Origin of the sequence: Micromonospora sp. U21 (genome assembly GCF_018070045.1) — a bacterium.
Classification (GTDB): domain Bacteria; phylum Actinomycetota; class Actinomycetes; order Mycobacteriales; family Micromonosporaceae; genus Micromonospora.
On record NZ_JAGPYK010000007.1, the window covers coordinates 291,778 to 314,809 of the forward strand.

At 71.6% G+C, this 23,032-nt stretch carries 23 protein-coding genes and 1 tRNA gene; 17 read left to right on the forward strand and 7 right to left on the reverse strand.

What is annotated here, in order from left to right:
• Nucleotides 1-12: 12 nt before the first annotated feature.
• Nucleotides 13-567, reverse strand: a complete 555-nt coding sequence (locus KBX63_RS12745) for a DUF5994 family protein (protein ID WP_210911208.1) — start codon at nucleotides 565-567, stop codon at nucleotides 13-15.
• 7 nt (nucleotides 568-574) lie between these two features.
• Nucleotides 575-910 (reverse strand): lipopolysaccharide assembly LapA domain-containing protein, encoded by a 336-nt coding sequence (locus KBX63_RS12750; RefSeq protein ID WP_210911209.1) that lies wholly within the window; start codon nucleotides 908-910, stop codon nucleotides 575-577.
• A gap of 628 nt (nucleotides 911-1,538) precedes the next feature.
• Here KBX63_RS12750 and KBX63_RS12755 point away from each other — a divergent pair.
• The 6 genes from KBX63_RS12755 to KBX63_RS12780 all read left to right on the forward strand — a co-directional run bounded on the left by KBX63_RS12755 (nucleotide 1,539) and on the right by KBX63_RS12780 (nucleotide 7,661).
• Nucleotides 1,539-1,712 (forward strand): hypothetical protein, encoded by a 174-nt coding sequence (locus KBX63_RS12755; protein WP_167627081.1) that lies wholly within the window; start codon nucleotides 1,539-1,541, stop codon nucleotides 1,710-1,712.
• Nucleotides 1,709-2,713 carry a glycosyltransferase family 4 protein gene (locus tag KBX63_RS12760; RefSeq protein ID WP_210911210.1) on the forward strand — a complete coding sequence of 335 codons (1,005 nt, stop codon included), beginning with the start codon at nucleotides 1,709-1,711 and terminating at the stop codon, nucleotides 2,711-2,713. The genes KBX63_RS12755 and KBX63_RS12760 overlap by 4 nt, the downstream gene beginning before the upstream one ends.
• 112 nt (nucleotides 2,714-2,825) lie before the next feature.
• A complete protein-coding gene (locus tag KBX63_RS12765) occupies nucleotides 2,826-3,962 on the forward strand; it encodes a glycosyltransferase (protein ID WP_210911211.1) in 1,137 nt (378 codons plus the stop codon).
• On the forward strand, nucleotides 3,959-5,011 hold the full coding sequence (locus KBX63_RS12770; protein WP_307871702.1) for a glycosyltransferase: 1,053 nt from the start codon (nucleotides 3,959-3,961) through the stop codon (nucleotides 5,009-5,011). The genes KBX63_RS12765 and KBX63_RS12770 overlap by 4 nt, the downstream gene beginning before the upstream one ends.
• Nucleotides 5,008-6,498: a glycoside hydrolase family 130 protein gene (locus tag KBX63_RS12775; RefSeq protein ID WP_210911212.1), complete on the forward strand. Its 1,491-nt coding sequence runs from the start codon at nucleotides 5,008-5,010 to the stop codon at nucleotides 6,496-6,498. Before KBX63_RS12770 ends, KBX63_RS12775 begins: the two co-directional genes overlap by 4 nt.
• A gap of 95 nt (nucleotides 6,499-6,593) precedes the next feature.
• Complete coding sequence (locus KBX63_RS12780) at nucleotides 6,594-7,661, forward strand: DUF2855 family protein (RefSeq protein WP_210911213.1); 1,068 nt, start codon at nucleotides 6,594-6,596, stop codon at nucleotides 7,659-7,661.
• Between the two features lie 25 nt (nucleotides 7,662-7,686).
• Here KBX63_RS12780 and KBX63_RS12785 read toward each other — a convergent pair whose 3' ends face one another.
• Both KBX63_RS12785 and KBX63_RS12790 read right to left on the reverse strand, forming a co-directional pair.
• Nucleotides 7,687-8,487, reverse strand: coding sequence for an SDR family NAD(P)-dependent oxidoreductase (locus KBX63_RS12785; RefSeq protein WP_210911214.1), 801 nt, complete (start codon nucleotides 8,485-8,487; stop codon nucleotides 7,687-7,689).
• Nucleotides 8,488-8,607: 120 nt separating this feature from the next.
• Nucleotides 8,608-8,757, reverse strand: coding sequence for a hypothetical protein (locus tag KBX63_RS12790; protein ID WP_210911215.1), 150 nt, complete (start codon nucleotides 8,755-8,757; stop codon nucleotides 8,608-8,610).
• A gap of 278 nt (nucleotides 8,758-9,035) precedes the next feature.
• Between KBX63_RS12790 and KBX63_RS12795 the strand changes: the two genes are divergently transcribed.
• Nucleotides 9,036-9,200, forward strand: coding sequence for a hypothetical protein (locus KBX63_RS12795; RefSeq protein ID WP_210911216.1), 165 nt, complete (start codon nucleotides 9,036-9,038; stop codon nucleotides 9,198-9,200).
• Nucleotides 9,201-9,226: 26 nt separating this feature from the next.
• Here the strand turns inward: KBX63_RS12795 and KBX63_RS12800 are convergent, their stop codons facing one another.
• Complete coding sequence (locus tag KBX63_RS12800) at nucleotides 9,227-9,787, reverse strand: GNAT family N-acetyltransferase (RefSeq protein WP_210911217.1); 561 nt, start codon at nucleotides 9,785-9,787, stop codon at nucleotides 9,227-9,229.
• Between the two features lie 171 nt (nucleotides 9,788-9,958).
• Here KBX63_RS12800 and KBX63_RS12805 point away from each other — a divergent pair, with 171 nt between their 5' ends.
• The 7 genes from KBX63_RS12805 to KBX63_RS12835 all read left to right on the forward strand — a co-directional run bounded on the left by KBX63_RS12805 (nucleotide 9,959) and on the right by KBX63_RS12835 (nucleotide 19,096).
• The gene (locus KBX63_RS12805) at nucleotides 9,959-10,669 is read left to right on the forward strand and encodes a siderophore-interacting protein (RefSeq protein WP_210911218.1); all 711 of its coding nucleotides are present in this window, start codon (nucleotides 9,959-9,961) and stop codon (nucleotides 10,667-10,669) included.
• The gene (locus KBX63_RS12810; RefSeq protein ID WP_247662175.1) at nucleotides 10,666-11,922 is read left to right on the forward strand and encodes an MFS transporter; all 1,257 of its coding nucleotides are present in this window, start codon (nucleotides 10,666-10,668) and stop codon (nucleotides 11,920-11,922) included. The genes KBX63_RS12805 and KBX63_RS12810 overlap by 4 nt, the downstream gene beginning before the upstream one ends.
• A 71-nt stretch (nucleotides 11,923-11,993) precedes the next feature.
• Nucleotides 11,994-13,481 carry an MFS transporter gene (locus KBX63_RS12815; RefSeq protein WP_210911250.1) on the forward strand — a complete coding sequence of 496 codons (1,488 nt, stop codon included), beginning with the start codon at nucleotides 11,994-11,996 and terminating at the stop codon, nucleotides 13,479-13,481.
• A gap of 86 nt (nucleotides 13,482-13,567) precedes the next feature.
• Complete coding sequence (locus KBX63_RS12820; protein WP_210911219.1) at nucleotides 13,568-14,737, forward strand: acetyl-CoA carboxylase biotin carboxylase subunit family protein; 1,170 nt, start codon at nucleotides 13,568-13,570, stop codon at nucleotides 14,735-14,737.
• On the forward strand, nucleotides 14,734-16,359 hold the full coding sequence (locus tag KBX63_RS12825; protein WP_210911220.1) for an IucA/IucC family protein: 1,626 nt from the start codon (nucleotides 14,734-14,736) through the stop codon (nucleotides 16,357-16,359). The genes KBX63_RS12820 and KBX63_RS12825 overlap by 4 nt, the downstream gene beginning before the upstream one ends.
• Nucleotides 16,356-17,954 carry an IucA/IucC family siderophore biosynthesis protein gene (locus KBX63_RS12830; protein WP_210911221.1) on the forward strand — a complete coding sequence of 533 codons (1,599 nt, stop codon included), beginning with the start codon at nucleotides 16,356-16,358 and terminating at the stop codon, nucleotides 17,952-17,954. The genes KBX63_RS12825 and KBX63_RS12830 overlap by 4 nt, the downstream gene beginning before the upstream one ends.
• Nucleotides 17,951-19,096: an alanine racemase gene (locus KBX63_RS12835; protein WP_210911222.1), complete on the forward strand. Its 1,146-nt coding sequence runs from the start codon at nucleotides 17,951-17,953 to the stop codon at nucleotides 19,094-19,096. The genes KBX63_RS12830 and KBX63_RS12835 overlap by 4 nt, the downstream gene beginning before the upstream one ends.
• Nucleotides 19,097-19,119: 23 nt before the next feature.
• On the opposite strand, the gene KBX63_RS12840 is transcribed toward KBX63_RS12835, so the two are convergent.
• Nucleotides 19,120-20,349: a serine protease gene (locus KBX63_RS12840; protein WP_210911223.1), complete on the reverse strand. Its 1,230-nt coding sequence runs from the start codon at nucleotides 20,347-20,349 to the stop codon at nucleotides 19,120-19,122.
• A 237-nt stretch (nucleotides 20,350-20,586) separates the two neighbouring features.
• Here KBX63_RS12840 and KBX63_RS12845 point away from each other — a divergent pair.
• From KBX63_RS12845 to KBX63_RS12855, 3 genes are all read left to right on the forward strand, one after another.
• Nucleotides 20,587-20,662, forward strand: a tRNA-Arg gene (locus tag KBX63_RS12845).
• A gap of 235 nt (nucleotides 20,663-20,897) precedes the next feature.
• Nucleotides 20,898-21,431 carry a SigE family RNA polymerase sigma factor gene (locus KBX63_RS12850; protein ID WP_247662176.1) on the forward strand — a complete coding sequence of 178 codons (534 nt, stop codon included), beginning with the start codon at nucleotides 20,898-20,900 and terminating at the stop codon, nucleotides 21,429-21,431.
• Nucleotides 21,421-22,521 (forward strand): hypothetical protein, encoded by a 1,101-nt coding sequence (locus KBX63_RS12855; protein WP_210911224.1) that lies wholly within the window; start codon nucleotides 21,421-21,423, stop codon nucleotides 22,519-22,521. The genes KBX63_RS12850 and KBX63_RS12855 overlap by 11 nt, the downstream gene beginning before the upstream one ends.
• Before the next feature lie 53 nt (nucleotides 22,522-22,574).
• Here KBX63_RS12855 and KBX63_RS12860 read toward each other — a convergent pair whose 3' ends face one another.
• Nucleotides 22,575-22,913, reverse strand: a complete 339-nt coding sequence (locus KBX63_RS12860) for a transcriptional regulator (protein WP_210911225.1) — start codon at nucleotides 22,911-22,913, stop codon at nucleotides 22,575-22,577.
• Nucleotides 22,914-23,032: the final 119 nt, after the last annotated feature.

Genomic DNA, 23,032 nt, shown 5'->3' on the forward strand with positions numbered 1-23,032 from the left:
GGACAGACCCTCTCACCTCGGGCTGGCCTGATGATCCCGGCCCCTCATGGCGACTCCGTCGCCACCACTCTCGTTGTCCCAGACCCCGTACAGGTCGGCGCGTGTTGTCGCCGCCGCACCCGCTCGCGCCAGGGCGGCGGCCAGGATGTCCGGTGCGCGTCTGAGGTTGGCCGGGTCGGCGGCGGTCGCCATCGCCCAGTCGGCTGCCGCCGGTGGGGTGGCCGGTGGCACCACGAGCAGGTCGACCTGGATGTCCCGGCCTGTGGTGGCGACAAGAACGGCGGGGTCGAGAGTGTCGAACCAACCGAGATGAACCACGTCCGGTCCCACGGTCAACCGCCGGAGCCGGGCGTCCCAGGCGTGGATGTTGAGCATGAGGTGCCGGATCCGGCCATGTCGTTCAGCCAGGGCGTGCAGAAGGCCCGGGAGTTCGGCGGCCGGGTCCCAGGACCGCGGCCACCAGCCGCCGTCGAGCACGGCGCTTCCCCGATCGGTGGCGAGGACGATCCGAGGTGCGGCCGGCGTCGAAGCGGAGGCCGGGGCGGCGTGTAGCTGGGTGACGGACATGGCTGGCTCAGCCTTCCTGGCGGGGCGGCGGCGGGGTCTGGGCAACGCCGGTCATGGGTGGGGTTGATGAACCGGGCACGGGCCAACCGGCCGGCGGTGTCGCGGGCCGGCGGTTTCGCATCCTCAGTTGGAGGATGCGGACGGTGCCTGGCAGGGCGACGAGCAGGACCCCGATCACCGCCGCCAGCAGCAGCGCCACACCGGTCGGCAGAGCCGCCTGTGCACCGAAGAACGCCACGTGGGCCCGCTGTCCGTTCTGAAGTACGAAGATCAGGAGCAGCAGGAGCACGATCGCGAACACCACGGCCACGATCCACAGATCCCCGACACGCGAGCGCTTCATCGCAGGTCGAAGGGGTTTCGGACGGGAAGCGGCGGGGCCGTCGTGTCCGTTGACGGTGGAGGGTTGGACGTGCCTGTCTCGGGGTGCGGTCATGACGAACCGCCGCCTTCCGATGGGTGCCCGGCGTAGCTGGCCGTCTGTGTGTGCCAGCGGGGCGAGGGCTTGGGCGAGCGGCGACAGACTGTCGAGGCTCGGGGTGTGCCGGTGCGGGGGAGGGCCGGCCATCGGCGCCGCGGAGAGGCGGCGACCTGGTCGATGGATGTGCGGCGGCGGGTGATTTCAGCGTACGCCTCCGCGGCCGGCGCCGCTGTGTGGGCGGTTTCCGCCGCGCCCGGCCGCCGTGCGGGTGCAGGTCCACAGGGCGAGGGCGTACGGTGAACAAGTCGCCCGGGACCCCGGTGGCCGCCAGATGCCGTCGCCACCAGCCCATGAGGGGCGTTAACGATCGTCATCCCCATCGCCGCGAGGTGCTGGTCGTGTTGGTTGATCACCGACCACGTCCGGCCGTTCGGATTCACCGGTCACCGCACATTCGGGTTCGGCGCGAGGGCCGGTGGTGGATTCCGACCCGTTCACACCGCCGTCCGAGAGCATGACCGTTTCGGACGGCTCAACAAGGGAGCACCAGATGAGGATTGCCAGAAACAGGATCGTCAGCGCACTTCGCGACCGGGGCCAGCAGGCCAGGGCCGACTGGGTCGAGCGCGAGCTGCCGGAGCGGGTTGACCCCGCCAAGCACTCCGGCCTGCTCGCCACCCTGCATCTCGACCCGGCTGACCTCGCCGACGCGCCCTCTCCGTGAGGGTGGCGCTGCTCGGCCCAGTCGCCTGGCGCACGCCTCCGCACCACTACGGCCCCTGGGAGCAGGTGACTGGCCTGCTCGCCGAGGGGCTGGTCAGCCGCGGCGTCGACGTGACGCTCTTCGCGACGCTGGACTCGGTCACCTCGGCCCAGCTGGACGGCGTCTGCCCCCGCGGGTACGCGGACGACCCGGACATGGACGGCCGGGTGTGGGAGGCGATGCACGTCGCCTACGCGCTGGGCCGCTCGGCGCAGTTCGACCTGGTGCACAGCCACCTCGACTGGCTGCCGCTGGCCTTCGCGGAACACTGTCGCGCTCCGCTGCTCACCACCGTTCACGGCTTCTCCGGCGCGGGGATCCTGCCCGCCTACGCCCGGGTCCGCTCGTCCTACGTGTCGATCTCCGACGCCGACCGGGCCCCCGAGCTCGACTACCTCGCCACGGTGCAGCACGGCGTAGACCTCACCGGGTTGCCGTTCACCCCCGACGCCGGCCCCGGGCTGGCGGCTTTCGGCCGGATCCATCCCGACAAGGGCACCCACACCGCCATCGAGATCGCCCGCCTCGCCGGCCGGCCCCTGACCATCTGCGGCATCGTGCAGGACGAGCGGTACTTCGCCGAGCAGGTGGCCCCGCACATCGACGGTGACCAGGTCGTCTTCCTCGGGTCGGTCGGTCCCCGCCGGCGTGCGGAGGTGCTGGGCGCCAGCACCGCCCTGCTGCACCCGATCGCCTTCGACGAACCGTTCGGACTGTCGGTCGTGGAGTCGATGGCCTGCGGCACGCCGGTCGTCGCGTACGGGCGAGGGTCCATGCCGGAGGTCGTCGACGACGGTGTGACGGGATTCCTCGTCCACACCGTCGAGCAGGCCGTCGGCGCGGTGACCCGGGCCGCCAGCCTCGACCGCGGAAGTTGCCGTGCGCGGGCTCAGCAGCGCTTCAGCGCGGACCGGATGGTCACCGACTATCTCGCCGTCTACGACCACCTCCTCCACAGCTGAACCGCCTCGAATCCGTTCCGCCGGTCACACACGCTGACCGGTGTGCGCCGTCACGCGTGAGGTTCGTCCCTCGTACTCCCGGGGCGGCCGACAACCGGAAGGCCCGACACCCATGCCCAGCTACGGATTCCTCAGCACCCACCCACCGACCCGGTGTGGACTTGCCACCTTCAACTCCGCCCTCGCCGCCCAGTTGACCGCCGACGGCGCGCACGGCGGCATCGTGCGGGTCACCGACCACGGCGATGACCAGCGGCCCGGGCCTGGGGTGGTGCACACCTGGTCGGCGCACACCCCGGCCGGCTGGCGGGACGCCGCAGCGGTCCTGAACACCTTCGACGTGGCCATCGTCCAGCACGAGTACGGCATCTACCCGGGCAACGACGGTGAGGACGTCCTGCCCCTGCTACGCCGGCTCACCGTGCCGAGCATCGTGGTGCTGCACACCGTGCTCCGCCAGCCCTCCGCCCGGCAGAAGTCCCTGTTGGAGCAGATCGTCGCCACCGCCGGTGCGGTCGTCACGATGACCGACACCGCACGGGACCGGCTGCTCGTCGGCTACGCCGTGTCGCCGGGCAAGGTCACGGTCATCCCGCACGGCGCCGCCGAGCACGTCGGCGTACGCGTCGACCGACGTGCCCGCCCGCACCTGTTGACCTGGGGGCTGCTCGGTCCCGGCAAGGGCATCGAGTGGTCGTTGCGGGCCCTCGCGCGGTTGCAGGACCTGGAACCGACACCCAGTTACACCGTCGCGGGCCGGACCCACCCGAAGGTCATCGAGCACCAGGGCGAGACGTACCGGTCGGGGCTGCACCGGCTCGGTGCGCAACTGGGCATCGCGCATGACGTGGACTATCAGGACGTCTACCACGACCTGGAGGCACTGGGCCGGTTGATCCGCTCCGCCGACGTGGTCGTGCTGCCGTACGACTCCCGCGAACAGGTCACCTCCGGCGTGCTCATCGAGGCGGTGGCGGCCGGGGTGCCCGTGGTGGCCACCGCGTTCCCGCACGCCGTCGAGCTGCTCACCGGTGGACCCGGTCTGGTCGTACCCCACCAGGATCCGGCGGCGCTGGCCGCGGCGATCCGGCGGATCCTGATCGAGCCCGGTCTGACCGCCCGGCTGGCCGGCCGCGTCCGGCCGCTGGCCGCGCATCTGCGCTGGCCGGCGGTGGCGGCCCGGTACGGCACGCTCGCCGAGCGGCTCACCGAGGCCCGCCCGGTCGTCGTCGGCGCGGCGTCGGCGTGACCGCGACCACCGGCCGCCCCACCATGTCGGCCGGCGGACGCTGGGTGGCGGCACCGGCGCCGAGTTTCGCGCACCTGATTCGGCTGAGCGACGACACCGGCCTGTTCGAGCACGCGCGGCACGCCATCGTCCGCCGCGAGCACGGCTACTGCACCGACGACGTGGCTCGCGGCCTGGTCGTCATCAGCCGCGAGCCGGAACCGACCGAGGAGGTGCTCCGGCTCGCGGAGCGTTACCTGGCCTTCCTGACCCACGCGCAGGACGACGGCGGCGCCTTCCGCAACCGGCTCGGCCACGATCGGCGCTGGGCCGACGATCCCGGGCTCGGCGACTGGTGGGGCCGAGCGCTGTGGGGGCTGGGCACCGCCGCTGCCCGCAGTCCCGCCGCCTGGATACGGGAGGAGGCGCTGGTCGCCTTCAGCAGGGGCGCCACGCGGCGCTCCCCAGCCCCGCACGCGATGGCCTTCGCCGGTCTCGGCGCGGCCGAGGTGCTGCGCCGGCACCCGGGCCACGCCGTCGCGGCCGCGTTGCTCGCAGACTCGGCGACCACCATCGGCGTCCCCGGAGCCGACCCGCGGTGGCCCTGGCCGCGGCAGCAGCTGACCTACGCCAGCCCGGCCCTCGCCGAGGTGGTCATCGCCGCCAGCCAACTGCGCCACGGCGGTCCAGCCCTCGACGAGGGTCTGCGGATGCTGACCTGGCTGCGCGACGTCCAGCTTCGCGAGGGGCGACTGTCGGTCGTACCCGCCGGAGGTTGGCGGCGCGGCGCGGTACGACTCCACCACGACCAGCAGCCGATCGAGGTGGCCGCCTTCGCCGATGCCTGTGCCACGGCAGCCACGGTCACCGGCGACGCCGCCTGGGAAATCGGGGTGCGGCAGGCGGTCGGGTGGTTCCTCGGCGACAACGACGTCGGTACGCCGATGTGGGATCCGGCGACCGGCGGCGGCTACGACGGGCTGACCCCGCACGGACCCAACCTGAACCAGGGCGCCGAATCTACCCTCGCGCTCATCTCCACCCTGCAGCACGCCCGGCGGTGGTCGTGACCGGCATCCTGGCCGTCCGGCAGGACCGCATCCTCACCCCGGATCCACGCCGGGTCATCGTCAAGCTCTTCGTCCCAGGTGAGGACGCCGCGGTGGTACGCACCCGCGCGGGTGCGCTCATCGACCGTGTGGCGCGCCTCGACGACGAGGAGACCGGCAGGCTGTTGAGGGACACCTTCGACCGCTTCGGCGCCCGGCACCGCGACCTGGCCGGTACGTTCCACCACCACTACGGCCTCGTCCGGCACCGCGCCGCCCGGGCCTGGGATCTCTCCCCCACCAGCCGGCTCCTGGTTGGCGCCTACTTCAGTCACGAGTACGCGGTCGAGTCCGCCGCCCTGTGCAACCCGTCGATGGTGGCCCATCCCGACCAGACCGAGCTGAGCGCCGGGCTGCTGCGCGTGGCGGTCAGCCTGCGCCAGATCGGCGAGGGCCACCTGTCGTCCATCGGCTTCGCCACTGCGGTCCTCGGACCCGGGCGCCATCTCGTCGTCGCCGACCGGCCCGGCCCTCTGGCCGTTGGACAGCGGACGGGCGTACGGCACCGCCGGGACCTGCTCGTTGCCGGGCTGGCCGAGGAGGACGTCGACAACGAGGTCAGCGCCACGGTGCTGGACGCCTTGCCCGACCGGTATGACGAGGCCACCTTCGAGCGGGTGCTCGGCGACCTGCCAGCGGATCTGCTCTCCCGCAGCACCGGGATGGGCACCCTCGAGCAACTGCGTCGCACCAACGCCGGCAGCTACGCCACGGCCTTTCCCGCCGACACGGCTCTGCACCAACGGGTGCTCTGGCCGGCCACCCCGGCGGAGAGCAACGGCATGGAGGACGCCCGGTTCGTTCGGTTCGTGGACGAGTCCGGTCCGGTGTACCGGGCCACCTACACCGCGTACGACGGCCGGAACGTCGCCACCCGCGCGCTGGCCAGCAGCGACCTGCGCCGTTTCGAGATGACCCCGATGCGCGGGCCGGGTGCCCGCAACAAGGGGATCGCGCTGTTTCCCCGTACCGTCGGCGGCCGGCACCTGGCTCTCTGCCGCGCCGACGGCGAGACCATCGGTCTGACCGTGCTGGACGGCGACAACCGCTGGCAGTCCCCGGTCCCGTTGCACGCCCCTAGGGACAGTTGGGAGTTGATCCAGGTCGGCAACTGCGGGTCCCCCATCGAAACCGAAGCGGGCTGGCTCGTTCTCACCCACGGTGTCGGGCCGATGCGCCGGTACGCCATCGGCGCGCTCCTGCTCGACCTGCACCGGCCGGAGCGGGTCATCGCGCACCTTCCCGGCGTGCTCCTGTCACCCGACCAGTCCGACCGGGACGGGTACGTACCCAACGTCGTCTACTCCTGCGGAGGGCTGATCCACGACGGCGAGCTGTGGCTGCCGTACGGGGCCAGTGACACTCGGGTCGGTTTCGCGACCGTGCCGGTCGCCTCCCTTCTCGCCGCGATGGTGGAGTCTCCACCGCCGGGCGGCAGGGACGGATGAGGGCCGGCCGTCGCTGCCGCCCTTGTCCGCGGTCAGTGGTATTTTGCACTCGCAGTGCACTTGTCTCCGTTTCCGGGACTGTCTAGCTTCAGACCATGCCTGCCTCATGGACATTCGCCGTGGCCCGTGGCGACCTCGGCCGGACCACGCTCGTCGATGGCGTGACCCCCGCTCTGTCCGACGGTGAGGCGCTGCTCCGAGTGGACCGTGTCGGCCTCACCGCCAACAACGTGACCTACGCGGTGCTCGGTGACTCGATGCGCTACTGGCAGTTCTTCCCGCCGGACGCCCGCGGGCTCGGGCCGCGGTGGGGGCTCCCGCCGCTGTGGGGCTTCGCCGAGGTGATCGCCTCGACGGTTCCCGAGGTCACGGTCGGGCAGCGGGTCTACGGCTACCTGCCGCCCGCGGGTCACCTCGTGGTGCGGCCGCACCGGGTGGATGCGTCCGGGTTCCGCGACGCGAGCACGCACCGGGCCGAGCTGCCCTCGCCGTACAACGCCTACCGGTCGACCACCGGCGACCCGGCGTACCGGCCCGAGCAGGAGGATCTGCTGATCCTGTTCCGGCCGCTGTTCTTCACGTCCTTCATGCTGGTCGATCAGGTCGCCGACAACGACTTCTACGGCGCGGCGTCGCTGGTGATGTCATCGGCGTCCAGCAAGACCGCGTACGCCACGGCGTTCGAACTGCACGGTCGTGGCCCACGCCTGGTCGGGCTCACCTCACCCGGCAACCTCGCCTCCACGCGGTCACTCGGCTGCTACGACGAGGTCCTCTCCTACGACGACCTCGGCGTTCTCGACGTGGTTCGGACCGTCTATCTCGATCTGTCCGGCGCGCCATCGACCCGTGCCGCTCTGCGACGGCGCCTCGGTGACCAGCTCGTGCGGGACATCGCGGTCGGGCTCACCAACCAGACTCCGAACGCGGACGCCGCCGAGGAAGTCTTCTTCGCGCCGGTCCAGATGCGCAAGCGCAGCCAGGAATGGGGCCGCGAAGGGCTCGACCAACGGTTCACCGAGGCGTGGCAACGGTTCACCGCCGTGGTGAGCGGCTGGCTCGACGTCCGGGTCGGTGCGGGGCCGGAAGGCCTGCGACACGCGTGGCTCGAGGTCCTCGGCGGTCGTACGCCACCACGGGTGGGTCACGTCGTTCAATTGTGAATGGTCGACGGTCGACCGGAAACGGTTACGGGACGATCGCGTCCACGTAGCCGCCGTCGACCCGGACCGCAGCGCCGGTCGTCGCGGAGGCGAGGGGAGAGGCGAGGTAGGTGACCATGTTGGCGATCTCCTCGGGCTCGATCAGCCGCTGAAGCAGGGACTGCGGTCGGTGCAGTCGCATGAACTCCCGCTGCGCCTCCTCCCACGGCAGGCTGTCACCCATGAGCTCGGAGATGAAGTCCTCCACGCCTCCCGTGTGGGTGGGCCCGGCGAGCACCGAGTTGACGGTCACGCCCGTGCCGGCAGCAGCCTTCGCGAACCCGCGCGAGACGCCGAGCAGTGCCGTCTTGGAGACACCGTAGTGGATCATTTCGGCCGGGATCACGACCGCCGAATCGCTGCCGATGTACTGCACGCGCCCCCAGCCGCGCTCCATCATCCCGGGCAGATAGGCCCGGGTCAGCCGGACGCCGGCCAGCACGTTCACCTCGAAGTAGCGGCGCCACTCGTCATCCGGGATGTCCAGCGCGGGCGTGGGCCCGAAGATGCCGAGATTGTTGACGAGAATGTCGACGGTGGGCAGCAGGTCGAGGGCCCGCGCGGTGCCCTCGTCACTGGCCACGTCGGCATCGATTTCGATCACGTCGGCACCGGGAACCTCGCTCCGCAACGCCACCGCCGCCTTCTCGACATTGGCAGCGGTACGGCCGTTGACCGCCACCCGGGCCCCCGCGCGGGCGAGGCCGGCGGCGATGGCGGCCCCGATCCCCTGGGTTGAACCGGTGACCAGCGCGGTCCTGCCGGCGAGATCGATGTGAAGGGCCATGGCTGTCCTGTTCGTTCGCGCTTCCCCGGCCACCCCGGGTCAGGGGGACCGCTTCGGGCAACCTCGACCGTAACGGTGCCGCCCGGACCCGGCAGCGTGAGTGGGCAATTCGGCACCCCCTCACTCGAGGCGGAAGCCGGTGACCGCCGGTTCGAGCAGGTGGGCGCGCATGGGGTCGGGTGTCTCGGTGGCGAGGGAGGACGTGCCGTCCCGGGCGAGGACCAACGCGGCGGCGGCTGGCACGGTCAGCAGGGCTCGGGACAGTCTCACAACAGATCTCCGTCTCCGCCGGTACGGCGTTGATGCTCAGGTGCTGTCGAGAGGGATTCGTCGCGTGACGCCCGGCGGATTGGTGCGGGACCGGATTCCTTCCGATGCCCCGCGTCAGCACCTTCGCCGCGCCAAGGAGGGGATGAGAGCGCTAGGCTGTCGAGGCGGGGTCCCGATGGCCGACAAGCCGGGCCCGCCCATCCGCCTCCACGGCTCGTAGCTGCCGGTCACTGAGTCCAGCGCTGCCGTGCACATCTTTGGAGCACATCGTGCCCGATATGACGTTCGCCCAGAATCCCTTCGCCGTCGAGGGGGACAGGGCTGTCGACCCCGAGAGCGAGCCGACCGTGGACGTCAGCGCAGCCACGATGACCCGCCTGCGCTCCCCGTTCGCACCCGAGGACCCGAGCCGCGAGACGACTGACCAGAGCACCCGACGCTAGGCCGCTGCTGCTGCTGGATCTGGCGGTCAGGCCGACGTCGGGTGGTCCGACTCGAACCGCGCGCGGGTCAGGAAAGCGAGTTGGGCACGCTTGTCCGGCATGTCGATCTCGGACCCGAGGGTGAAGCCCTCGACCTCCAGTCGGCGTAGCGCGAGCTGGTTGCGAACGTCCGGCTCGACGACGATCCGCTGCGCGGCCGGGTCACGGAACAGAAAGCGGGCGAGGGCGGGGCCGACGGCCGTGGTGAGGCCCTTGGCGAGTCGCCGGTCGGGGCTGAGCAGCAGGTGCATCCCGACGTCGCCGGGCTCGACCGGGTAGCGCTCGCCGACCGGGTCCGCCTCGGGCTGGTAGGTCTGGAAGAGGCCGACCGGCTCCTCGTCGATCGTGATCAGGTACGCGTGGTGCGTCGGCAGGCTGTCGACGAAGGCGTAGATCTCGCGTACCTGCTCCATCGTGTGCGACCCCATGCCCCAGAAGGCGTTGCGGGGGCGGGTGACCCAGGCGTGCAGGAGTTCGGCGTGCCGGTCGGGGTCGACGGTCACCAGCGACAACTCGCCGAGGCCCGGAATCTTCTCCTGGTATGTCATGTCGCGCTGTCCTTTGCTGAGGGGCGGTGAGGTGGGCCGTAACCGGGCGAGTCGTCGATGGCGCCCACCCACAACTGGCGCACTTCCCAAAGCGAGGGGGACACATGTTCCGTCGGTGCCCAGGTTAGGTTACCCTCCCCTAACAAAGGTGGACCTTACCTGGAGGGGTGCGTGAAACGGAACTGGGAGGCCCTGGTCCTCAAGGCCATGGGAGGCCGGGACTTTCGGTTGACCGTGCTGGGCACCGAGTCGATCGACGGGCACTACCAGCGGCTGCTCCTGGACGGCGGCGGCATGCTGGAGGCGTGCGGGGTCCACCCCACCATGTGGATCCGGCTGTGGTTCGACAATGACGGCCGAGCACACCAGCGCGCGTACACGCTGGTGGACCCCGACCCGGCGACCGGCCGGTTCAGCCTCGAATTCGCCGTCCACGACGGCTGTGCCGCCCGCTGGGCCACCACGGCACGGGTCGGCGACACCATCGGGGCGACCGTCCAGGGCAGCGCGTTCCAACTGCCCGACCCCGCACCCGAGCACCTCTACCTCGTTGGCGACGCGGCGTCCCTGCCCGCGGTGAACAGCCTGCTCGACGCCGGCGCCGACATTCCGGCGACGGTCTGGCTGGAGTACGCCCACGAGGGCGAGAAGGCGCTCACGCCACGGGCCCGGGCGCACCACGACGTCACCTGGGTGCCTCGGCGCGACGCCGGTCAACACCTGGTCGACACGGTCTGTGCCGCCCTGCCGGCCAGCGACTCGGCCCACTACTGGGTGGCCTGCGAGGCGGCCAGCACCCGCGGCATCGTCCGGCACGTCCGGCGCAACCTGGGTGTCGACAAGGGACAGTTGACGTCCCTCGCGTACTGGAAAGCCGCATGACGGGTCGCCTCGGCACCCTGACCGCGCTGTACGTCACGCAGTACCTCGGCATCGGCTTCATCACCGTCGGGCTGACCGCCATCCTGCGCGACGGCGGCACCTCGCTGGACACCCTGGCGCTGCTCCAGATCGTCGGTCTGATCTGGCCCGTCAAGTTCCTCTGGGCGCCGATCCTCGACCGGTACGGCTCCCGTCACCGCGGCCACTACCGATCCTGGCTGCTCGTGCTCCAGAGCGCCCTGGTGCTCGCCCTGCTGGCGCTGCTGCCGTTCTCCCGTCCGGCCGACGCGCTCGGCCCGGTCATCGCCATCTGCGCGCTGTACGTGCTCTTCTCCGCCACGCAGGACATCGCCGTGGACGCGGTCGCCGTGCGGATGCTCACCGAGTCGGCCCGTGGGACCGGCAACGGCATCCAGGTGGCGGCGAGCTACCTCGGCAACCTGCTCGGCGGCGGTGCCTGCGTCCTGGTCTACGACCGGCTCGGCTGGGCGCCGGCGATCAGCCTGCTGGCCGCGCTGACGGCCGTCGGCCTGCTGGTGGTGTGGCGGTTCCGCGAGCCGGCCCGTACCGACCGGGTGGCCCGGGTCGGCACGGCCTACCGGGCGCTGCTGTCGGTGTTCGGCCAACCGGGGTGCCGGTGGTGGACGTTCGGCGTCGTGCCCCTGGTCTACGTCGGTGCCGGAATGGCGTACGCCCTGGTGACGCCGGCCCTGGTCGATGCGGGATGGTCGTTGGGTCGGATCGGCGTGGTGACGGGTGTGGTGATCAGCGCGCCGGCCATCGTGGCCGGTCTGGTCGCGGGGCTGGGGATCGGGCGGTTCGGGCGCGGCGGTGTGCTCGTGGCCGGGGGGCTGGCCCTGGCGTTGTCGACGATGATGCTGCTGCCGCTGATGAACGGTCGCGCGCCGCTGGGCGGGACAATCGCCGCCCTCTGCTGTTTCATGGTCGCCTACACCGTCGCCAACGTCGTTCTCTACACGGTCAACATGGACTACTCCCGACCGGACACCGGGGGCAGCGACTTCACGGTGCTGTCGTCGTTCGGGCTGGTCTGCTCGTTCGTGGCCGCCTCCGTCGGCCTCGCGGCGGCCGACCAGGTCGGCTATCCGGCCGTCGCGATCGCCGCCATCCTGCTGGTGGTCGCCGGGGTCGCCCTCGGCGTCGCGCACCAGCGGCGGTTCCCCCGCACGCCCCGTCCCGTCCCCGGGCCCGCCACGCGGCACACACCGGACGGTGTGAAGGCGGTGGCGTGACATCCGGTGGCCGACGCGGGGCGGCCGTTCACGCACCGACCGCCGGTCAACCGGCGGTTCAACCGACCACCCTGACCACGGCATCGGCCCGACTGCCCCACCGGTGGCTCATCCTGGCCGTGCTCTGCGCGGCCCAGCTCGTCGTGGTGCTGGACAACACGGTGCTGACCGTGGCGGTGCCGGTGCTCACCACCGAGCTGGGCGCCAGCACCGCCGACGTGCAATGGATGATCAACGCGTACGCGCTGGTGTTGTCGGGTCTGCTGCTCACCGCCGGCAGTGCCGCCGACCGGTACGGGCGCCGCCGGATGCTCCTCGCCGGGCTGGTCCTGTTCGGGCTCGGCTCGCTGGCCGCCGGTCTCTCCAGCACCAGCGGGCAGCTGATCGCCGCCCGGGCCGGGATGGGCATCGGTGGTGCGTTGCTGGTCACCGCCACCCTCGCGGTCGCGATGCAGGTCTTCGACGGTGCCGAGCGGTCCCGGGCCATCGGCATCTGGGCTGCCACCAGCGCGTTGGGCTTCGCCGTCGGACCACCGATCGGTGGCACCATCCTCGCCCACCTGCCGTGGGGGGCCATCTTCCTGATGAACGTCCCCATCGTGCTGGTCTGCCTGGTGGTCGGCCGTGCGCTGATACCCGAGTCCCGCGATCCGGCCGGTGGCCGCCTCGACGTGGTCGGCGCGGTGCTCTCCACCGCCGGGCTGACCGCGGTCGTCTGGTCGATCATCTCCGGGCCGGACCGGGGTTGGGCGTCTGCCGAGGTACTGGGCGCGGCCGCTGTCGGCGTGGTGCTGCTCGGGCTCTTCGTCCGCTGGGAGCGGCGGACCGCCCACCCCATGCTGGACATGCACTTCTTCCGGAACCGGCGCTTCGTCGGCGCGATCTCCGTTGTCGTCCTGATCACGTTCGGCGCCACCGGTGCGCTGTTCCTGCTCACCCAGCACCTGCAGTTCGTCCGCGGCTACCCCGCCTGGGAGGCCGGCCTGCGGATGGCGCCCTTCGCTCTGTCCATCGTGCTGCTCAACGTCAGCGGCGTGGCCGCGGCCCTGATTCGTCGGCTCGGGCTGGCGGCTGCCATCGCCGCGGGCATGACGCTGCTCGCGGGTGGTCTCGCCGTGGTCACCCTCGTCCCCTCCGAGGGCTACGGGGTGCTGCTGGGCGGGCTGCTCGTCATGGGTGTCGGCTGCGCGCTGGCCAACCCGGCGATCGTCGAGGCGGTGATGAGCGCGATCCCGACGGAGAAGGCCGGCGCCGGCGCGGGGGTCGACGGCACCATGACCGAGGTCGGCAGCAGCCTCGGCATCGCCGTGCTGGGCGCCGTACTGAATGCGCGGTTCGCCGCCCTGCTGCCCGCCGCCCTGGCCGGTGCCGGATCGTTCCCGGCGGCCCTCGTCGCCGCCCGCGAAGGGCCGGAACGGGAGGCCGTCACCGTCGCCTTCGCCTCGGCGCTCGAGACCGGGCAGATGGTGGGCGCCGCCGCAGTCCTGATCGGTGGTCTGGTGGCCGCCGGGCTGCTGCACCGGGCGCAACGATCGGAGTCCGGGACCGCTGGCGGGTAGTCAGCAGAACTACGCAGACCGCGCATACGCCACAATAAGGGTAGGCTATCCTAATCACCGCGATAGTCCTAGTCGACGGAGGCGGTATGCGGCTGTACATCACCGCGCTCAACCCCACCGACGCGGTCCTGGAAGGGTTCCTGCCGGCGGCGGCTTCGCTCGGGATGCCGGTCACCGTGCTGACCGATCGACCCGGAGAGTGGCCGGCCGACGCGCCGGTGGCGCGGTGCGCGATCCGTGACGCGGCAGCGGTGGTCGCGGCGACAGCACCCGACCGACCGGTGGCGCTGCTGTCCAACAGCGACCACCTTCAGGAGGTGACCGCCACCGCCGCCCGCAAGCTCGGTCTCCCCGGCAAGGATCCCGACGCGGCACGTCTCTGCAAGGACAAGGCCGCGGCCCGCCGGGCGATCGAGGCCGCCGGGCTCGACCTGGTCCGCTCCGTCACCATCAACCCCGGTGCCCCACCCGCGGTGTCGGGCGAGATGTTCCCAGCGGTGGTCAAACCCCGCGAGGGGGTGGCCAGCGAGGACGCCTACCTCGTGACCGACCATGGCGAGCTGGCCGCCCGGGTCACCGAGATCCGCGGCCGGCGACCGGACGTGGCCCTGGTGGTCGAGGAGTACCTCGCCGGAGAGCTGCGGACCCACGACACCCTCGGCGACGGTACGGCGCTGGCCGACCTCGGCGGATGGCGCACCCACCTCGGGCCGCCGCCGACCTTCACCGAGGAGAGCCTCGACTGGTCGCCCCCGGCGGAGCCGACCAGCACCCAGCTCCGGGCTCGGCTCGACGCGCTCGGGGTCGGCTTCGGCGCCTGCCACACCGAGTACGTCGTCCAGGACGGCCGCGTCCGCCTGATCGAGGTCAACTACCGCCTCATCGGTGACCGGATGGATCTGATCCTCGCCGAGCTGCTCGGCGTGCCGCTGTTCGAGTACGTCATCCGGCTGCACCTCGGCGAACCGCTGACCGCCCTCGACCTGCCCGCCAGCGTCGACCGGTACGCCCGGGTCGAGTATGTCTGCGCGGACCAGACGGGCCGACTCGCCGCCGCGCCCGGCCGACTGGACACGACCCACGACAACGTCCGGCTGAGCTGCCGACCCCTCCGCGAGGTGGGCCGCACCGCCGCCCGTACCGGCACCAACCGCGACTACCTCGCCGTGCTGCACGCGATCGGCCCCGACCAGGACACCGTCCGGAGGTCGCTGGCCGCCTTCCGCCGCGACCTCCAGTGGACGATTGTCGAGTGAGCGACGACTGCGAGCGGGAGGTGTTCCTCCGGGTGCTCGACGCCCTCCTGCGCGAGGACCACCTCGGCCTGCTCAGCCGAGGCAGGCTGGCCGCTCCCGGGTGGTGGGAGATCCCGCACACCGCCGGGATGCTACGGATACCCGTTCGCGCGGACGGCTTCCAGCAGGCCCTGCGCAGCGCCGCGCCGGTGGTGCACGTCGTCGTCGACGGGGCCACCCGCCGGGCGGACACACTGGACGGTCTGCTGACGGTGCTCGCTCCGCACGGTGACGTCGAGGCCGAGGCCGGCTGGCGGGACTTCGGTGCCGAGTGTCGAGCCGACCTGCGGGCCCGGCGGCTCGCCGCCCGTGCCCGCCCACGCGTGCTCGCCGCCATGGCCGCCGAGCGCGTGATCACCCCCACCGGCATGCCTGCGGCGCTCCTGGACGACGTGCTCGCCGCGCACCACGGTCATCCGGTCTACCCCACCGACCGGTGCCGGCACGGGCTCGACGACGACGAACTTCTCCGGTACGCCCCCGAGCACGCGCCGCGCTTCCCGCTGCGCTGGTACGCCGCTCCCGCCGAGGAGGTGACCCGTACCGGTGACCTTCCGGCGTGGTGGCCGCAGGCGCCGCGCCCGGATCAGCTGCTGATGCCGGCGCATCCGCTCACCGCGGCACGCGACGCGCTACCGGCGGCGGACCTGCCGATGATCGCCGCGCGCCCCACCCTCTCCATGCGGACCGTTGCGCTCGACCACGACTCGTACCTGCACCTGAAGTTGCCGCTGCCGACCGCGAGCCTCGGGGCCCGCAACCGGCGGACACTGCACCCGGGCTCACTCGCCGACGGTGCGACGGTCGCCGGGCTGCTCGAACGGATCGCCACCGCGGAACCGACCTTCACCGGCCGGATCCGGCATGCCGACGAGAGCACCTACGCGTACGTCGACGGCGACGAGCGCCGCGGTTTCCTGCTTCGTCGGTATCCGCGCGATCTGGCCGGCGTCCAGGTGGTGCCGGTTGCCGCCCTCGCCGCACCCGATCCGGTCGCGGGCACCGTCCTCGAACGGGTCAGTCCCGGGCGACCCGAGACGCTGCTGGAGTCCTACCTGGATCTCCTGCTCGACTGGCACGTCTGCCTCTGGCTACGGCACGGGGTGGCCCTCGAGGCGCACCCGCAGAACATTCACCTGCTGGTGCACCCCGACGGGACGGTCGGCCTGCTCTACAAGGACAACGACGGCGCCCGACTGGACCTCCGGCACGGCGGCGCCGCTGGGCTGCCGCTGCGGGACGAGCGGATGTGGGCACGCGATCCGCAGGAACTGGCCGACGTGTTCATCACCATCACCCTGCACCTGGCCGCGGCGGCACCCCTGATCGCCCTGGCCGACAGAGGAATGCCCGTGCCGTCACCGGCCGCCGCGCTCACGCCCCGGTTGGCCGCGGCCCGGGACCGTTGGGGCGACGGGCCGTCGGTGCGATCCTTCACCGAGCGGGTTCTACAGGCCGCCCACCTGCCCATCAAGGCGATGGTCACCGCCGGCACCCTGCTGCCCAAGCAGCGGCTCGGCTGCTCCGACGTCAACAAGTACTACCGGCGCACCGGCCCGAACTATCTCCGGGAGACACGATGACGGGCGCACAGCTGCGCTCCCGGCCTGGCGTCGACACCAGCCAACTCGCCGACCTGGCCGCGGCCCACACCGTCTTCGGCTGCCTGCTGCGTGAGATCGCCCTGCCCGATGGCGACGCCACCGTGGTCGGCGGAGCCTCCCGTCTGCTGCTGCGGCACCTCGACGTGACGCTGCGCTGCGCCGTCGCCCGAACCTCGCCGCTCGGCACGCACCGCTACGCCGGCCCGGTGCAGCGGAGCACCGACGCCGGCCGGTGGGAGGACCTGGACGCGGCCGGCCTGGCCGGTCTGGTCGCGGCGGAGCTCGCCGCCCGTACCGGGCAGGTGAACGACGAGTTCCTCGGGCAGGTCCAGGCCAGCCTGGACACGGTGGCCCGGCTGCTCGCCGAGCGCCCGGCACAGGAGCCCACCCCCACCGGCGAGCCGGCCATCGACGCGTACGTCGAATCCGAACAGTCGCTGGTCTTCGGCCACCCCCACCACCCCACGCCGAAGTGGCGCAGCGGTGATCCGGACAGCTGGCGGGCCTACGCGCCGGAGCTGCGCACCGCGTTCCGGCTGCACTGGCTCGCCGTACCGGACGACCTCGTCGCCGGCGCCGGGCCGTTCGACCCGCTGATCACCGCCCTCGACCCGCCGCGGCCCCCGGCCGGGCACCGGGTGCTGCCGGTGCACCCCTGGCAGCTGTCCCTGATCCCGCCAACGGACCCGCGGCTTCGTCACCTCGGTGCGGCCGGTGTTCCGGTACGGCCGACGGCGAGCGTCCGCACCCTCTACGCCCCCGACGCCGACCTGTTCGTCAAAACCAGCCTGCACGTGCGGATCACCAACTGCCTGCGCAAGAACGCACGGTACGAACTCACCGGCGCGGTCGCCCTCACCGAGCTGCTGGCCCGGGTGCCGATGCCGGCCGGGGTCGGGCTGCTCGCCGAGCCCGCCTACCGCACAGTCGATGCCCCGGGCGCGGACGAGGCGTACGGAACCATCCTGCGCACCGGTCTGCGCCCGCACCTGCGACCCGGGGACACCCCGCTGCTGGCGGCGGCGCTGGCCGCCACGCCGCTGGCGGCACCGGATCCGGTGGCCTGGTGGCGCGCGTACATCGGGCTGCTGGTGCCGGCGGTGCTGCGGAGCTGGCTCAGCCACGGCGTCGTGCACGAGGCACACCTGCAGAACGTGGTCGTGGTCCTCGACCGGGATCGCCGCCCGGTGCGGATGCTGTTGCGGGACCTGGAGGGGGTGAAGCTGGACACCGACCGGTGGGCCACCTGGCCGGACGGCGTCCCGCCGCAGGTCGGCTCCGGTCCACGGGACGCCCGCCGCCGCATCGTCTACTGCCTGTTCGTCAACCACCTGGGCGGCGTCTGCGGCGCGCTCGCCGACGCGCGACCGGGGATCGAGCCGCGGCTGTGGCAGGAGCTCCGGGCGGTCGTGGAGGCGGTGGCGGCCGACCTCGGCGATCCGCCGGAGCTGCGCGCGCTGTTGAGTGGGGAGCCGCTGGTGGCCAAGGCGAACCTGCTGGTCCGTTGGCGACGCGACGCCGACCGTGCCGCCCCGTTCGTGCCAGTGCCGAATCCGCTGGGCGGTCCACGGTGACCCGACCGGTCTACGTCCACGACCTCGACGGGCTGGCCGCACACGCCCGGTCCGTCCGGGCGGCGCTGCCGCAGGGGGTCGAGCTGCTCTACGCGGTCAAGGCGAACCCCGATCCGGGCGTGCTGCGGACCCTCGCCCCGGTCGTCGACGGGTTCGAGGCCGCCAGCCGTGGCGAGCTGCGGAGGCTGGCCGAGGTGCTGCCGGGTCGGGCGCCGGCCGCGTACGCCGGTCCCGGCAAGACCGACGAGGACCTCGCCGCGGCCCTCGTCGCCGGGGTGCACCGCATCCACGTCGAGTCGCCGGCCGAGCTGCGGCGTCTCGGCGCGCTGGCCGCCGCCTCCGGCCGGTCGGCCCAGGTGCTGCTGCGCGTGAACCTACCGGTGGCCGCGCCCGGCGCGAGCCTGGTGATGGGCGGCGGGCCCAGCCCGTTCGGCATGGATTCGGCCGACGCGGTGGAGTGCGCCCGCCGGCCGCCCGTCGGCGTCGAGGTGCGCGGTATCCACGCCCACCTGGCCAGCGGGCTGGACGCCCCGCTCGCCGGCGCGGTCGCCGCCGCCGTGGTCCGCTGGTCTGTCGCCGAGGTCGGCGCCGCCGAGGTCGATGTCGGGGGAGGCATGGCCGTCGACTACGCCGACCCGGCGGCGCGATTCGACTGGGCGAGCTACGGCCGGGCCCTGGCGGATGTCGTCGACGCGTACCCGGGCCTGCGGGTGCGCATCGAGCCGGGCAGGTCGGTCACCGCCTACTGCGGTGCGTACCTCACCGAGGTCATCGACGTGAAACGCTCCTACGGCGAGTGGTTCGTGGTGGTGTCCGGCGGCACACACCACCTGCGTACACCCGCGGCGAAGGGCCACCCGCAGCCGTTCAGCGTGCACCGGCGGCAGGGTGTCGACGGCCCCCGCACCGACGGCGGGCCGGTCACCGTGGTCGGCCAGCTCTGCACCCCGAAGGACGTGCTGTCCCGCTCGGCCACCGCCGGGCCGATCGGCGTGGGGGACGTGCTGGCCTTCGCCATGGCCGGGGCGTACGCCTGGAACATCAGCCACCGAGACTTCCTGCTGCACGAACCGCCGCTGTTCCGGACCGGCGATCCACGGAAGGTGGCCGCCGACTGGGCGGCTCGAGCGTCGCGGTCGTGACCCTGGATGCCGGTGGGCCGTCGTCAGCCGTTGTCGATCAGACTGGCGATCTCGTTGTAGATGAGGTGTGCCTTTGCGCCCTGGTTCGAAGGGCAACCGCCGAGGTGGTGCAGGGCGATGACCCGGTGGCTGGCGTTCAGCACCGGCGAGCCCGAGTTGCCGCCGGAGGTGTCACAGCTGTAGCTGATGTTCCAGGTGTTGTAGTTCGCGTTCCGCACGGTGCACGTCGCACCGTTCTGGGTGTTCTCGTAGATCGACAGCCGCTTCGGGTCGCCGTCGCCGTGCCCTGGAACGTACATCCGCGTGCCGGTGGTCGTGGCGGTCGTCGCCAGATACAGGGTGCCGAACCCCTGGATGTTGGCGAAGTTGTTCACCGAGTACAGGGTGTAGTCCAGTTGGTTGGAGCCGCCGCTGCTCACCCTGTAGAGGGTGGCGCCACTGACCTTGGTGCCGGCGCCGGGGTTCGCGCCGCCACAGGTGGCGCACTGGTAGTTGAACTGCATCTCGCTGCCGCTGACGGCGGACTGCGTCGAGAAGCAGTGCTTGTTCGTCAGCATGCGGTTGGTGTTGCCGACCCGCCACGTGGTGCACAACCCACCGCCGCTGATCAGCAGCCGCGCCACCGCCCTGCCCCGGGCGTACTCGTTGGGGTGGCTGGTCTGGTAGCAGACCACGTCGCGGCGGGCGTCGGTGCTGCAGACGGACTGCGTGGTGAAGTTGTGCTGCGCGATCTCCGCGCGGTCGTAGCCACGCCAGAACCGGTCGATGGTCGCGGTGCTGCTGCGGGAGGCACGGCTGCTGTGCAGCGTCACCACCGCGGTGTCACCCTCCACGGACATCGCCCAGAAGCCCGGCTGTCCGTCCGTGGTGTAGTCCGCGCCGGTTGCCCGGTTCAGGTAGCGGTCGTACCGGTAGCTCTCCCGGCCGTCGGGGCTCGACACGGTCACGTGGTCGCCGTGGGCCAGGCGCAGTGAGCTGAAGTGCACCTTGACGTACGACGCGCCGGGGTGCCGAATGATCTGCGTCGCGCCGTCCTGAGCGTTGGACAGCGAGCCGTCGATGGTCCTCAGTTCGCCGACCGTGGTGACGCCCTCGGCCGAGAACTGCTCCGATTCGGGTGCCCGCTCGGAGTGCGGTGCGAGAGGCTGAACCGAGTACGCCTCGGCGGCGGGTACCGACAGCAGACTCAGCCCGAGGGTGCCGGCGCCGAGCGCGACCGCCACCGTTCGTAGGCGGCGCAGGGCATGTTTCATCGTCGCTCCTCCCGAGGAACCAGCACCCAGACGTGCTTGCAGCCTTCATACCCGAAGCCAACCACACATGCAAATTTATCAATCTAAGGTCGATCGACGACGCCGACACACCGACTCTGCGGCTGCTGGCGCACGTGTGGACGTCGCCCCGGCCTGCCGGTAGGAGCAACGCAGGTCAAAGCGGGTGGCTCCCTGCCAACGCGGGTCGACGCGCAGGTCGCTAAACTGAGCGCTCGCGCCCTCGTAGCTCAGGGGATAGAGCATCGGTTTCCTAAACCGTGTGTCGCAGGTTCGAATCCTGCCGGGGGCACCAGGTCAGAGCCTTGATCACCGATCATTTCCCGCCATCCGGGGCTTTCGTGCCCGATCGTGCCCGTCCGACCTTGTCCAGGTGAGCGGCCACCTCGGCGTCGCGGGAGTCCACCGCGTGGGCGTAGTGCCGGGCGGTGACTTCTGGCTCAGCGATCGGCGTGCGCGGATTTTGATCGGCTTGCTCGTTAACCGCACCGTCCTCCCAGAGCGTTCATGTGGTGGAGGTGCACATACCTATGCAACGACCCCGGGAACTGAGGCCGCCGGAGGGCTTTGCCGAGTTCGTCGCGGCGCGCTCCGATGCGCTGCTGCGTTCGGCCTGGCTGCTTACCGGTGACACCGGGCGGGCGGAGGACCTGTTACAGACGGTCCTGGCAGACGTCTGGCGGCGCTGGGCCACGGTTACGACTGTCGGGCATCCCGAGGCATACGTACGCAAAGCGTTGTTCACCACGTACGTGTCCTGGTGGCGGCGTCGCTGGCGCAATGAGATCTCAAGCCAGCCACCGGACAAGTCCGGATACGGCGACATGGCGGGGGAGTCCGCTGACCGGGACGCGGTACGCCGCGCCCTGGCCCGGCTCAGCCGACAGCAGCGGGCGGTCGTGGTGCTCCGTTACGTCGAGGACCTGACGGTCCAGCGGACAGCGGAGGTGCTCGGCTGTTCGCACAACACGGTCAAGGTGCAGGCATTCCGTGCCCTACGGATTCTGCGTACCGATCCGAACCTTGAGCTGTCTGCCACCCGGAGGTCACGACATGACGCATGACGATGAGGACATCAAGCTCATGCTCACCGAGGCTGTTCCCCCGCTGACGCCCCCGGTGGATCGGGTTGGCGCGGTGGCGAGGCGGGTCCAGCGGCACCGGCAACGCCTGATCGGAAGCAGCGCGCTCGCCATAACGATGACTGTGGCACTAGGTGTCGGAGGCGTGCAGATGCTCGCCGGTGGCAACCACGCCCCGCCATCCCCGACGGCGGACGACCCGGGCGGGCAAGGGCGGTGGACCTCGTGTGCCGACGCGGCACCGGAGATGGCCACCCCCGGCTTCAGGGTCACGGCTGAAGACGTGGTCGTCCTGCCCCGCCTCGATGGTGACTTCACGCCGACAGCGGTCGTCATCTGCGGACACGAATCGCAGCGACGCGCTGACGGAGGCGAGGACATGGTGGCGACGGAACGTCGTGCCGACGACGTCGCCGCCCTCGTCACCGCGCTCCGCCTGCCGGACGAGCCGCGCACAAAACGAGGGGGGTGCTTCGCGTCACTGCCATTGGCGCCCTGGCTGGCGGTCGTCGACGCCGACGGCCGGTGGACGCGGCCCGGGATGCCCCTCGACCTGTGCCGGGGGCTGCGGCCCGAGGTACGGGAAGCCCTCGCCGCACTGCCGTTGACCACCGTGGCGACTCGCCCCGTCGCCGAGATCGAGTCGGCCGAGGCCGCCGCTGCCGGTTGCAGTCAGCGCTGGAAGGACGTGCTGTCGGTGGAGACGACGAGGAAGCCGGGCCCCCGCACCGGAGCCCTCCCCGAGCCGTTCCCCGCCGGGCAGCAGGTTCGCCTTTGCGTTTACCAGGTGCCGAAGAGCGCGCAGGGGAGCGACGGCGAGTTCGCGCTCGGGACGGTGCTGCCGGCGGACCGCCGGACGGCAATCGAGCACGCCCTCAAGGCTGCCGGGCCGGTGGAGTCGTGCAGCGGACACGCCAGCCGGTTCGCGCTGCTGTGGTCGGTGGCCGGCGGCGACCCGCAGACGTACGTCGAACTCGACGGCTGCCACCGGATCATGGTGATCGTCCATCCCGGCGGACCGGTCATCGCGCAGGGCGACGCCGCACTGGCCGAGCTGATCGGCAAGCTGTGACCTGTCGGCGAGGCCGCTTCCGGCGGCCTTGCCGCGCCGGCCGCCTGTCGCCGTCAGCTGGAAGCACGCGACTGCTGGTGGCGGCGGAGCAGTTCCCGCAGCGCGTTGATCTCGGCAGCCAGCGCACTCTGCCCCTGCTGGGTGATCCTGATCCAGGTCTTGGGCCGCCGGCCGTGGTAGCCCCTCTCGATCTGAATCAGGTCCGCCTCCTCCAGCACGGCGAGGCGCCGGGAGAGGTTGCCGGCGGTGAGCTCCAGTGCGTCGTGGAGGTAGGCCACCTCCACCCGCTCGGCCTCTGCCGCGATGGTGAGGATGCCGAGCCGGTGGCGCTGGTGAACGGTGTCGCTGAGACCGTTCGTCGGGTGCCCCGCTGCGCTCCCAATAGGTTGCATCGCAAATCATTCGCGCAACGCCAGGACCGGCCGGGACCGCCGCAAGAAGAAGCGTGGGGGGCGGCAAAAACCCCGCCCCCCCCCCGGGGGCGCCGGGGGCGGGGTGGGCGGGGAGAGGA